Source organism: Enterococcus sp. S22(2020) (assembly GCF_020295385.1).
GTDB classification, from domain to species: Bacteria; Bacillota; Bacilli; order Lactobacillales; family Enterococcaceae; genus Enterococcus_L; species Enterococcus_L dunnyi.
Map to the genome: position 1 here is coordinate 153,465 of NZ_JACFUD010000005.1, position 11,695 is coordinate 165,159.

The window sequence follows — 11,695 nt, forward strand, 5'->3', positions numbered from 1 at the left end:
GGGCTTTAGCCCTTAGCATTTGATGAGATCGGAGTTCAACGTAGTGGGATTGCTTCTGCTCTCACCGTTTATCTGGAGTACGTGTGTCCAGAATTTGACTCGCAAAATTTTGTCCCAGTCACTTTCCTACGATTATTTTTTATTGCGATATAAAATATCTTCAGTATCTGAACTTGACCAGATTTTTCCGTTTGGCGCATCGAAGTCTTCAGCGGTTAGATCAATACAGCGAATACGTTGGTTATTGTATGTTTTATAGTAATATTTCAATGAACTATTCATCATGATCGATGTATATTGGGTATAATCATAAGAATCTGTTGTTTGTACGAGCCCTTTTGGAACACTCACGTTGGAAAGAACATGGAATGCAGCGGTTACTGCGTCTACTTCTGATTCGACCTCTTGTAAACAAGATTTCAGAAAGGCTGCCCGAATAAAACGTGAGGGTGATGTAAAATCACCTGGAAGGCCGAAAGAGCCAGCGCCTTCGCCGAAAGGTCTCATGATGATATTTTGCAATTGAAATTCTGTTTTTTGAGTCGTTGAAAGACCGATATAGTTTCTAAGATTTGTCACATGCCATAGATAGTCCGGGCTATTAGTCATCACACCGACTGTATTATCATGGATTTGCAGGATTTCATCAATATATTCGATCACGATGCTTTGACCTGAGGCATCAGTAACGACCCAATGAAGAGGTAAAACAGTCTCAAGAAAGTCTAATGGAATGTTTTCAATTTGGGCATTTTCCATCACTTCTGCAGCTTCTCGAACTGTTGCGCAAGAAGAGAGTAAAAATGGAACAACATCATGTGGGGCTAAGGGATATGTTTTATCATGTGCTTGATCATTATAGTCGGCATAACCTGAAAAATAAAGAGTTGCACAAGACAAGCCTTTTTCATTTAAACCATCCGCGAAGATGAAGGCGTCATTTTCTTGTCGCGCCATTCCTACGAAGGCATAGTCATTTTTATGATTATCACTGTCATCATTATTAAAAACAAACTTTTTTCTAGGAATAAATGTTGGCTCTGCTTCTAAAACTACACCAAAATCCATTGTTCGAGCCAATAAAACATCTTGCTCATCAGTCGTCATCGTGATACTTGTACACATGGAAATCTCTCCCTCTTTTATAAATGTTCTCTTTTTAAAATTTTAACGTACTTTTATGACAGAGACAAACAAAAGACTATAGTATTAAGCATTTATTAAACTAAAAACTGTAAAATCTATTAGAAAGGCTAAATGATTTTACAGTTTTTTTTAGTTATTCAATTTTTTCGTTAATTAGAAAGGTTTTCGCCGTTCGATTCAATTACTTGTTTGTACCAATAGAAAGAGTTTTTACGACTTCTCGCTAAAGTACCGTTTCCTTCATCGTCACGATCAACGTAAATAAATCCATAACGCTTGCTCATTTCTCCAGTTCCCGCACTGATCAAATCGATACAGCCCCACGGCGTATAGCCGATCAAGTCTACACCATCTTCGATCGCCTTATCCATTTCGATGATATGCTGTTTGAAATAATCGATTCGATAATCATCATTGATCGAACCATCTGCTTCTACTTCATCGAAAGCGCCAAGACCATTTTCCACTACCATCAAAGGAATCTCATAGCGAGAGTAAATTTGATTCAGTGTATAGCGTAATCCGATGGGATCGATCTGCCAACCCCAGTCGCTGCTTGGTAAATATTCGTTTGAGACACCTCCGAAAAGATTCCCGCCGGATTTGTCATCACGCTGATCTAAGTCGTCAGCGATACAAGTTGTCATGTAATAACTAAATGTATAGTAATCGACAGTTCCAGCTTGAAGGATCTGCTGATCTTCTTCAGTGATCTCTACTTGGATATTGTTTTTTTCAAAGTAGCGTTTCATAAAGTAAGGATATTTTCCTTTTACTTGCACATCACCACAGAAATAATTGAATTTGTCATTGATTTGTTGTGTTTTCAGTACATCTTCAGGGCGGCAGGTTTTGGGATACATAGTGATGTAAGCCAACATACAGCCGATTTTAAAGTCTGGATTGATTTTATGTCCAGCGCTTACTGCTTTAGCGGATGCTAGAAAGACATTATGTAGCGCTTGATACTGTTCTGTTTCTGTATATTCCCGATTGAATAGACCGCTGATCCGTAACCCATGTTCCATTGTACCAAAATTGATTTCATTGAAGGTCAGCCAATATTTCACTTTGTCTTTATAGCGATTGAACAAAGTCGTTGCATAGCGTTCATAAAAACCGATCGTGCGTTTATCTAAAAAGCCATCATATTCTTTACCCAAATGAAACGGCAGCTCAAAGTGGGAAATCGTTACAAGCGGCTCAATGCCATATTTTGCAAGTTCATCGAAAACATCATCATAAAATTGTAATCCAGCTTCATTTGGTGTTTCCTCATCGCCATTTGGGAAAATCCGTGTCCAGGCAATCGATAAACGGTACACTTTGAAGCCCATTTCAGCGAATAAAGCAATGTCTTCTTTATAATGGTGATAAAAATCGATCCCAGTATGACTCGGATAATAATATTTTTCTGTATCGATCGTCAAATCAAACGTTCTGCGGGTTCCTGCGGTTCTGCTTCCAGCCCGATTGTGATCGTTGATGGAATCACCTTTTCCATCTACATTCCAAGCTCCTTCACATTGATTAGCAGCCGTTGCGCCGCCCCATAGAAAATTTTTTGGAAATGTCATGAATGTCTGCTCCTTCGTTGGTTAAATGTATTTTAGTTGAAAAGAAAAAATTGCGGGAGGATGAGTTTGTTCATTTCCCGCAATTTCATTTAAAGCACTGCTAGTTCGAAATAACTGCTGTAATGAGAATATCTCCTTGTTTCACAGCTGTTTCGGAAGTCGGGATCACATCTGCGTAATCAGGTGTGTTGGTTATGATGATCGGCACCTGTGTGCTGTAACCAGCAGCTTCGATTGCTTCAATATCAAATGTGACTAATTTGTCTCCTTTTTTAACAGTTGCATTTTGTTCTACGAAAGATTCAAAGCCTTTGCCTTCAAGCTGAACCGTGTCGATCCCAATATGGATCAAGACTTCAGTTCCATTATCTGATATCAAACCAATGGCATGTTTTGTCGGGAATAGAGTCATGATCGTTCCATCAAATGGGGCAACGATTTCACCGCGGGCAGGTTCGATAACTACCCCTTTGCCCATGATACCTTCAGAAAAGGCAGCATCTCTTGCTTCGCTTAATGGCAATACTTTTCCTTCAAGTGGTGAAAATACTTCATCTTTACCTAATTTCTTTTTTTTACCAGTTGCAGCTAATTTTGCTTCTTCTTTTGATAATTGAACAGTTGGTTCGTCGTCTTTGAATCCTAAGATCCAAGCTAAACCAAAACCAGCTGCCAACGCAACAGCATCTAAGATCATGCTGTAGATCGCATATTTCATATTTCCATCAGGTGCGATCGTACCAGTATATCTAAAGATACCAAGACCACCCATTTGATACGCTTCAATTCCTAAGCCCATTGCGATCGCTCCGATCACACCACCAACGATACAAGATGCCCAGAAAGGTTTCTTTTTCGGTAAAGTGATCCCGTAGATCGCAGGCTCAGTTACACCGAAGATCCCTGAAATGAAGGCTGGGATCGATAGTTCTTTTAGTCGTAGGTTTTTCGTTTTCAACATAACAGCAAGCACTGCACCTGTTTGCGCAAAGGATACACTTCCTGATCCTGTCAATAGTGAAGTTGGTGTTCCTTGAGATAATGAAATGATCACAAACGGAATCAATGCCCAGTGCATACCGAACATAACCAAAATCTGCCAAGTAAACCCGACGATCGCGCCGAAAATGATTGGGTTGAAATCTTGAACAGCTAATAACCCATTTCCTAAGCCATCTGCTACGACATTCATAATTGGACCGATCACTAAGAAAGTCAAAGGAATCGCGATCAATGCAGTGAAAAACGGTACCAAGAATAATTTAACAACATCCGGAATGATTTTCCGTAATTGTTTTTCAAGAAAGGCACTGAACGCTGTGGCAGCGATGATCGGCATTACTGTTGAGCCGTATCCTGCAGCGGGGATCGAAAACGGGATCCCAAAGAAATTCAGTCCGCCCGCTTCTGCAAACGTTGCAGTTGCGGAACCGTCAATAAATCCTGTATAAACCAAACTGGATGCGATCATCATTCCTAAGAATGGTGAGCCGCCAAATTTTTTCATTGCTGTGTAGCCAATAAAGATCGGTAGGAATAAGAATAACCCATCGCCCATCGCGTTGAATACAGCGTATGTCGAGCTTCCAGAGAAACTAGAGCCTAAAGCAAAGGCAAGGATCGCATTGACCCCTTTTAGCATACCGGCAGCGGATAAAGGCGCAAGAATAGGTTGAAAAATACCAGAAATCATATCGACGAATCGATCAAATAAATTGCCTTTAGGTCCTTCATCTGCAACAGGTTCTAAAATGCCCAAGACTGCATCAACATCTTTACGTACATCAGGTACATGATTCCCGATAACGACTTGATATTGTCCGCCAGCCTGCATGACCGTTACGACACCATCCATATTTTTTAGAACTTCGGTGTTTGCTTTACTTTCATCTTTTAGCTTGAAGCGTAGACGTGTGATACAGTTTGTTAGTGAATTGACGTTTTCTTTTCCACCAACTTCTTTTACAATGTTTTTTGCTAATTCTTCATATTTGCCCATTTTCTTTCCTCCAAATGTTTTTTTGTTTAATTTAGAGGTCTCGCCAACTGAATGTCACGATCCATGTCCTTTCCAAAGACGGGGGATTTTCCGATGCTCCTTTTCTTTAAAGTATTTATCTTAAGAGAAATATCTCTTAATCTCTGGTTTTTTCAATAATTCGCGCAAGGTGAATCGTAATGTAAACTTGTTCATCTTTTGAAATAGTATAATTGCGTCTTGTTTTAAGAAGTTCTGCGACTTTTTTTGTTACCTCAAAAGCTTCAGGATATTGGTTAGTCACGAGTAGAAACAGCTCATTTTCGACTTGATTTTCTTCTTTTTCCAATGCATTACTTTTTAAGACCCGCTCTGAGAAAAATTTGAGATGGGTGATAAATCGTTGGAAGTAAATATCATTTTCAACAAAGTTGATTTTTAGTGTGTATTTGATCACTGTTAAAATTTCTTCGATCAACTGTGTTAAACTGACTGCATCTTCATGACTGTTGTCGATGCCGGCATTTGTGATATGAAGTGCTAAAAAGCCAGCTTCATCATCAGTCAAGTTGACTGCTAGTTTTTGATTGACGATCTGGATCGCTTTTCGAGCGATTTTTAGCTCCTTCGGGAAAAAGCGTTTAATGTCCCATAACAAGAAGTTTTTTACTTGAATATTATTTTTTTCACGCTGGATTGCGGAATGGAGATGATCGGCAATAGCGATAAAAGCGATCTCATTTAGTTTTTTATCTAATGTTCGAGTCGCATAGGAAACAATTTCGTAGGAGATACTGATGATTTCTTCTGGAATTTCAGAGAAAACTTTTTCGATCTGCTCTGGTTCCACTTGATTTTCTAATTTGAATACTTTTTCAACTTTTTCTTCATTTACTTGTGCACCGGCCTTCATCTGAAAACCCAGTCCATTACCCATCAAAATAACTTCTTCATGTTCTTCGTTTGTGACGATGACAACATTATTATTCAGAATTTTTAGAATTTCCAAAGCAGTATCCCCCTTACTCCTATGAAATAGAAAAAACCTAAACAAGCCCTTTTCAGGCATTGTTTAGGTTTAGCTTAACTTAATAATCACTATCCTACTTACAATGCAAATATACAATATAGAGAAAGCGCTGTCAATGGTTTGTTTAAGGAAATGATTAGAAGAAAATAAGTTTCATACATTCTGAACATGAACAACTTTATTTTGTCTAAAAAGCTGGAGGAATCTCAGGCAACGATACGTTGCTTTTCAAAAATTGCTTTTAGCAACGAAAAAGTGACAAGAAAATAAGAGTTCTTCTTTTCTTATGGATCAAAAAACGCTATGGTTAGAACAGGAGGGGACGAGATGATAACTATTGGGGCCAACATTCAAGCTTATCGAAAAATAAAGCATATGACTCAAGCAGAGTTAGCGGAGCAATTACACGTATCAAGACAAACGATTTCTAAATGGGAGTTGGATAAAAGTATGCCAAGTATCGAGTACCTCGTTCAGCTTAGTCAAAAACTTGACATTACACTGGATCAATTAATTAAAAATACGGGAAGTAAAAAGGAAATGGAGGGAACAGCAATGAAAAAAGCATTGTTACTAGTACAAAACTACAAACCATCTGAAGATACAACTTGGGGGATGGAGGCACAAGACTATGGAACGAGAGATTTTCTTGCGAATTTAGCACAAAAATATCCTCAGTATGACTGGCGTGCTGTGACCTTTAAGGAATTAGAAAATGTACTTTCAAACGTTCAAGTAGAGTTTATTCTTGTGACTCCGGCGGCCGAAAGATTCTTAGACCGATTAAAGAAACTATATCATGGTGAAATCCGTGTTCTCAAATCCAATGAATATGCACAGATAACACTGAACCATATATTAAAAAAATAATACTTGAGAAGATCTGTTAGAGAAAGAAAACTATGCTGCCAAAACGTGTTAAGCTGGCAGCATAGTTTTTTGAGAGCATAGTTGAGATGATAAAGGCAAATGCATATCTTTTCTACACAAAGAAAAATAAATTTAGGAATCCCTTATTGAAATGTTAGCGCTATTATTGTAGACTAAAATGAGTGATATGATTTTTATCAATTTGTCATGATTTTATAAAAGCAGGAAAATGAAAGTGATCAAGCTCTGATTTATTTTTAATGCTTATTTTGAAAGCGTTAACAAAAATATTTGGAGACAGACTATTTTCGTTTAAAAGTATCTAAAAGAAAAGAGGAATGAAACAATGAGCAATGAAAATGCAGTACTAGCAAGAAATACGGAGAATGCACCGCAAAATGCCCTTGCAGCACAGTCGGTTGCTTTTTCTCACTACAACAATCTATCTGCGCAGTTACCAATCGATCCCGAATCCGGTAAGCTAGTAGCTGGCGGAATCAGCAAACAAGCTGAGCAGTGTTTTAAAAATATTCAGTCGATCGTTGAGAGTATCGATCATAGAATGAGTGATATCGTCAGGGTCACTATTTTTGTCAAAAACATACAAGACTGTGATGCAGTAGATGAAGTCTATGCATCATTTTTTAAAAGCTATCATCCGTCAAAAACAGTCGTTGCAGTTGCCGACTTACCACAAAACGCATTGGTACAAATCGAAGCACTAGTTTCAAATGGAGAAGGAACGATCCCGAATGCACCGCAAGCTGGTGATTTAATTAAGCTTACAAATGAGACAGCCAATGCACCGGTCCATCCGTTAGCAAGTCAAACAGTTGCATTTTCTCATTATAATAATCTATCCGCTCAACTGCCGATCGATCCAAAAACTGGGAGAGTCGTTGCTGGTTGTGTGAAAAAACAAACAGGTCAATGCTTGAAAAATATCAAAGCTATCCTGGAAAGCATCGATGTTCCATTTGATGATATCGTTAAAATCAATATTTACTTGAAAGACTTATCGAAAATGGAAGCCGTAAATAAAGTTTATGCTACCTTTTTCCCTGATTCGGCTATTGCGCGCTCCGTAGCCTATCTTCCTGCACGAACAGTGATTGCAGCTGCTGATTTACCAATGGGGGCTGAGGTTCAAATCGAAGCTGTAGTTTCACATGGTGATGGAACGCCGCCTCAAGCAATCGAGGATCGACATGGGCTTATTATAGAAGCAAATAATACTGACAAAGCACCGAAGTGCCCCTTCTCAACACAAACGGTCGCCTTTTCACATTACAATCATTTGTCCGCGCAATTACCGATCGATCCAAAAACCAATACTCTTGTAACAGGTGGAATAAAAGAGCAAACGAAACAATGCTTAGAGAACATCAAAGCGATTATTGAAAGTGTGGATCATACACTGGAGGACATGGTCAAAGTGAATATTTTCGTTAAAGATTTAGAAGATATGAATGCCGTAGATGAAGTGTATAAAACTTTCTTCTCAAAAGGTACTCCAGCAAGAAAAGTGATCGGTGTAACTGAGTTGCCAACAGGTGCGTTGATTCAGATCGATGCTATTGCTGGAAATGCGGAAGGAACACCGCCGATCGTTTGAACCTTAGAGTAAGATGCTTACTATAATAACAATGATTTATATAGATAAACCCGTGAAGACTTTTATACAGTAAGCTCACGGGTTTATACTACTGTACGGAATAAATCTCATGTTGAATCAGAGGATCGTTGAAGAGAAAATATAATATACTTACTAAAAAGTAAGTAATATACAAAGTACTGATTATCCTCTACAATGAAAAAATAGTAAATCAAAAGGAGTCGTGTGAATATGAAGATCAGTAGTAAAGGACTTAAAGATGGTTACTTTTTAGATATTTTTGGAGGAAATAGTCCAAGTGTGGAGCAGGGGGATATGCCAACTTACTCGATTCCCTTTAAAATTGAAGATGCACCGGAAGATACAGTTTCTTTTGCGGCGATTTTATACGATGTAGATGCCTTTGCTGTGACAAATGGTTTTCCTTGGATTCACTGGACGATCGCAAATCTGACAAAAAAGGAAGTCAAAGAAAACGAGAGTATTGACGCAGTAGATTTTGTCCAAGGTGTCAATAGTTGGCATAGTCAATTTGTAGGTGGAAAAGAGAAAAAGCTGACATCAATGTATGGCGGAATGACTCCACCTGATCAAGATCATGTCTATACCTTGACTGTCTTTGCATTAGACGCTCTTTTAGATATCGAAAATGGCTTTATGCTGAATGAATGGCATCACAAAATCAAAGAGCATATTTTAGCAAGTGCCACACTTGAAGGAAAATATAGAAAACTTGACTAGCTCTGTTTTAGTGGAGGGAGCAGATAAAGATGAAAATACGTGAAGACTATATTTGTCCGATCGAAGTCGTTACAGATATGCTGCGAGGAAAATGGAAAACGATCATTCTCTGGCGTTTACGTTTAGGGCCGACAAGTTTGTCACAGCTGCATAGAGATATTGAAAATGTCAGTGAAAAAATGCTGCTACAGCAATTAGCTGAATTGATTGAATGCGGCTTTGTTGCTAAAACTGAATTTCAAGGTTATCCGCTAAAAGTAGAATATTGTTTGAGTGATGAACTCGGTTTGGAATTACTGAAAGCATTGACGATACTGCAGAACATTGGATTGTCGTTTACAGGGAAAGATAGTTGTGAAAAATAAGCAAAAAGAGTTGGCGATTTAAGCCAGCTCTTTTTTATGTGTTTTTAGAAGAAAGATCCAACAAACGATCCTACAGCATAGCCAATATTGTACCAAATACCCGGTGCTGCAACTTCTTCATATTTTTCAATACGAGATAAAGTCATGATTATATTCTCCTTTCTAAAGATCTATTGAAATAATTGCAAAGATGATTAGAAGAAAGAGCCAACAAATGATCCTACAGCGTAGCCAATATTGTACCAAATGCCTGGAGCTGCAACTTCTTCATATTTTTCAATTTGTTTTAATGTCATGTGAGTCCCTCCTTTTTAATGAATCAAAATAAGTGATTAACGTCTAAATCCATCGATGAAACCATGGCAAAAATCTGCCACGTTTGCCCAAAATCCTGGAGCCGCTACTGTTTCGAATTTTTCAACTTGAGTTAGCATCATTGTTTTGTCCTCCTTTTTAGAATAATGAACGAGACGGATTAGCCTCTGAAACCATCGATAAAACCATGACAGAAATCAACAACGTTTGCCCAGAACCCTGGAGCTGCTACTGTTTCATATTTTTCAATTTGAACTAAAGTCATAATACATTTCCCTCCTTTTTTCTAAATGTGTTTGGATCGTCCTAACATAATCGATACACTCTTTGATTTCTCGTTTACAAGTATACGTAGAGTTTGCAGAGTCAATAAAAGCTAATGCTCTTATTTTATACTTGTAACTTAAAGTCATGAGCTCATGTGTTATTTCCGAACAGATAACAATAAAGTGTAAGGGAGGCTGTCTATCACTAGTCAAAAATTCTTTATTGAAACGTAAGAACGTTTCAACATCCGGAATATAAATGAAATAGATACTTAAAGAATCTTTCGCCGCTAATTGAGTGAATGAACGCTTTTCTTTCATACATAAACGAGCCGTATCTGTTTCTTCTTGTGTTATCTCTTCCAGAGCTTCTGTCATGATTTTTGACTCTTTGACATAGGTAATCAAGTATAAGTAGATGAATTCATTGATCTCCATATGAATGCTCTTCCTTTCAATTCTAGGTTTATCTTTTCGAGTTAGAACTTGTTATCCTTGCTACACCAATAACTATACGTGAATTCATTCTGGAAATACGTTCTATTCTTTAAACAGTGAGCTTTCTATCGTGAACTGCTTAAAATGAACCATTCACGGCGGAAAGATTACCGTTTATGAAACACGGACTTATTCGCTCACTAGATTCGATAAAGTAAGAGTATCAAGAACATAGGAGGACGAAAAAATGGAAATGACAGATTTACAAATAACAGAAAAAGAAGATCATTATGTTGTACTAAAAGAAGATCAGTATTTTCGCTTAGGCCTTTCCGAGGGGAAGGTTTTAACAGAACTACAGGCGGGTCACTCTTTGGAAGAAATCTCAGAACGATATGACGTTTCAGAAGCTGAAATAGAACGTTTCATTGAATCTTTAGAGAAGTTGGGTGTATTAGGGGAGAAAAAAGAAGAGAAAAAGAATCTGCTATATTATAGGATCAAATTATTCGATCCGGATAAATACTTTCAATGGGTTGTTGACCATGTACTAAAAAGTAATACCATCAATCGAATGCTCATTACAGTAGTTAGTGTGATTTGTCTAGCGGGTGTTGCCTTACTTGCCTTACACTCCACTATCATTTTCACTAACATGGCTTTTGAAATAACAGCGAAAAACCTCTTTTTACTATATGTAGGAACGATTTTGACAGTCTTTTTCCACGAATTAGGCCATGGATTAGTTTGTAAATATCACGGTGGAAAAGTGAAAGAAATTGGCTTTCTGTTCATATGCGGGTCACCAGCATTATTTTGTGATGTTAGTGGTATTAGGGAATTCAATGAAAAAAGAAAAACGCTAGCAACCTTACTAGCTGGTGTTTTTGTTCAGTTGATCATTACAGCTGTAGCCGTCATTGTATCCGTTAATATCAATGGAGCAAACACTTTACTAAATACATTTATCGGATGGAATTTGCTGATGATGCTATCGAATCTTTTGCCCATCACAAAGCTAGATGGTTATTGGATTTTTTCAACACTATTGAACATTCCCAACCTATATGACAAATCGATCAAATTAGCCCTAGGCAAGAAAAATAATGTTTTATTCAATAAATATGAAGAAAGTAAAGCGGGACTGATCAAGTTTTACGGCATTATGAATCTTTCGATCATGTCTGTGATGATCATTAGCATGATCCTTGGGATTTCTCGAATCAAGCTTGAAAGTGGGAATGCACTATCCACAGGATTAAGCATTTTCCAAGGCATTCTCGGATTTGCAATGATTTTTTATTTATTCAAAATGATCGTAAAAGTACGTAGAGAAAATTAAACAGTAGAAAGA

The 11,695-nt window shown here is 37.8% G+C and carries 10 protein-coding genes; 5 read left to right on the forward strand and 5 right to left on the reverse strand.

The window, feature by feature from the left end; translation table 11 throughout:
- Nucleotides 1-132 precede the first annotated feature (132 nt).
- The 4 genes from H3T55_RS11780 to licT all read right to left on the reverse strand — a co-directional run bounded on the left by H3T55_RS11780 (nt 133) and on the right by licT (nt 5,710).
- Nucleotides 133-1,125 carry a linear amide C-N hydrolase gene (locus H3T55_RS11780; protein ID WP_087641931.1) on the reverse strand — a complete coding sequence of 331 codons (993 nt, stop codon included), beginning with the start codon at nt 1,123-1,125 and terminating at the stop codon, nt 133-135.
- A 170-nt stretch (nt 1,126-1,295) separates the two neighbouring features.
- Nucleotides 1,296-2,723: a glycoside hydrolase family 1 protein gene (locus H3T55_RS11785; RefSeq protein WP_087641932.1), complete on the reverse strand. Its 1,428-nt coding sequence runs from the start codon at nt 2,721-2,723 to the stop codon at nt 1,296-1,298.
- A gap of 100 nt (nt 2,724-2,823) precedes the next feature.
- Nucleotides 2,824-4,722, reverse strand: a complete 1,899-nt coding sequence (locus H3T55_RS11790) for a beta-glucoside-specific PTS transporter subunit IIABC (RefSeq protein WP_225534627.1) — start codon at nt 4,720-4,722, stop codon at nt 2,824-2,826.
- Nucleotides 4,723-4,858: 136 nt separating this feature from the next.
- Nucleotides 4,859-5,710, reverse strand: coding sequence for a BglG family transcription antiterminator LicT (licT, locus tag H3T55_RS11795; protein ID WP_225534629.1), 852 nt, complete (start codon nt 5,708-5,710; stop codon nt 4,859-4,861).
- Nucleotides 5,711-6,058: 348 nt separating this feature from the next.
- Here licT and H3T55_RS11800 point away from each other — a divergent pair, with 348 nt between their 5' ends.
- From H3T55_RS11800 to H3T55_RS11815, 4 genes are all read left to right on the forward strand, one after another.
- The gene (locus H3T55_RS11800) at nt 6,059-6,601 is read left to right on the forward strand and encodes a helix-turn-helix domain-containing protein (RefSeq protein ID WP_225534631.1); all 543 of its coding nucleotides are present in this window, start codon (nt 6,059-6,061) and stop codon (nt 6,599-6,601) included.
- A gap of 346 nt (nt 6,602-6,947) precedes the next feature.
- Entirely contained in the window at nt 6,948-8,216 is a 1,269-nt protein-coding gene (locus tag H3T55_RS11805) for a RidA family protein (RefSeq protein WP_225534633.1), read from the forward strand.
- Nucleotides 8,217-8,447: 231 nt separating this feature from the next.
- Nucleotides 8,448-8,957 (forward strand): YbhB/YbcL family Raf kinase inhibitor-like protein, encoded by a 510-nt coding sequence (locus H3T55_RS11810; protein WP_225534634.1) that lies wholly within the window; start codon nt 8,448-8,450, stop codon nt 8,955-8,957.
- A gap of 29 nt (nt 8,958-8,986) precedes the next feature.
- Nucleotides 8,987-9,322, forward strand: a complete 336-nt coding sequence (locus H3T55_RS11815) for a winged helix-turn-helix transcriptional regulator (protein ID WP_225534635.1) — start codon at nt 8,987-8,989, stop codon at nt 9,320-9,322.
- A gap of 560 nt (nt 9,323-9,882) precedes the next feature.
- On the opposite strand, the gene H3T55_RS11820 is transcribed toward H3T55_RS11815, so the two are convergent.
- Nucleotides 9,883-10,341, reverse strand: coding sequence for a hypothetical protein (locus tag H3T55_RS11820; RefSeq protein WP_225534636.1), 459 nt, complete (start codon nt 10,339-10,341; stop codon nt 9,883-9,885).
- Nucleotides 10,342-10,588: 247 nt separating this feature from the next.
- On the opposite strand from H3T55_RS11820, the gene H3T55_RS11825 reads away from it, so the two are divergent.
- Nucleotides 10,589-11,683, forward strand: a complete 1,095-nt coding sequence (locus H3T55_RS11825) for a M50 family metallopeptidase (protein WP_225534637.1) — start codon at nt 10,589-10,591, stop codon at nt 11,681-11,683.
- Nucleotides 11,684-11,695: the final 12 nt, after the last annotated feature.

Coding starts and splice junctions, on each gene's coding strand:
- H3T55_RS11780 (WP_087641931.1), bottom strand. CDS start 1,125: ATGTGTACAAGTATCACGATGACGACTGATGAGCAAGATGTTTTATTG.
- H3T55_RS11785 (WP_087641932.1), bottom strand. CDS start 2,723: ATGACATTTCCAAAAAATTTTCTATGGGGCGGCGCAACGGCTGCTAAT.
- H3T55_RS11790 (WP_225534627.1), bottom strand. CDS start 4,722: ATGGGCAAATATGAAGAATTAGCAAAAAACATTGTAAAAGAAGTTGGT.
- H3T55_RS11800 (WP_225534631.1), top strand. CDS start 6,059: ATGATAACTATTGGGGCCAACATTCAAGCTTATCGAAAAATAAAGCAT.
- H3T55_RS11805 (WP_225534633.1), top strand. CDS start 6,948: ATGAGCAATGAAAATGCAGTACTAGCAAGAAATACGGAGAATGCACCG.
- H3T55_RS11810 (WP_225534634.1), top strand. CDS start 8,448: ATGAAGATCAGTAGTAAAGGACTTAAAGATGGTTACTTTTTAGATATT.
- H3T55_RS11815 (WP_225534635.1), top strand. CDS start 8,987: ATGAAAATACGTGAAGACTATATTTGTCCGATCGAAGTCGTTACAGAT.
- H3T55_RS11820 (WP_225534636.1), bottom strand. CDS start 10,341: ATGGAGATCAATGAATTCATCTACTTATACTTGATTACCTATGTCAAA.
- H3T55_RS11825 (WP_225534637.1), top strand. CDS start 10,589: ATGGAAATGACAGATTTACAAATAACAGAAAAAGAAGATCATTATGTT.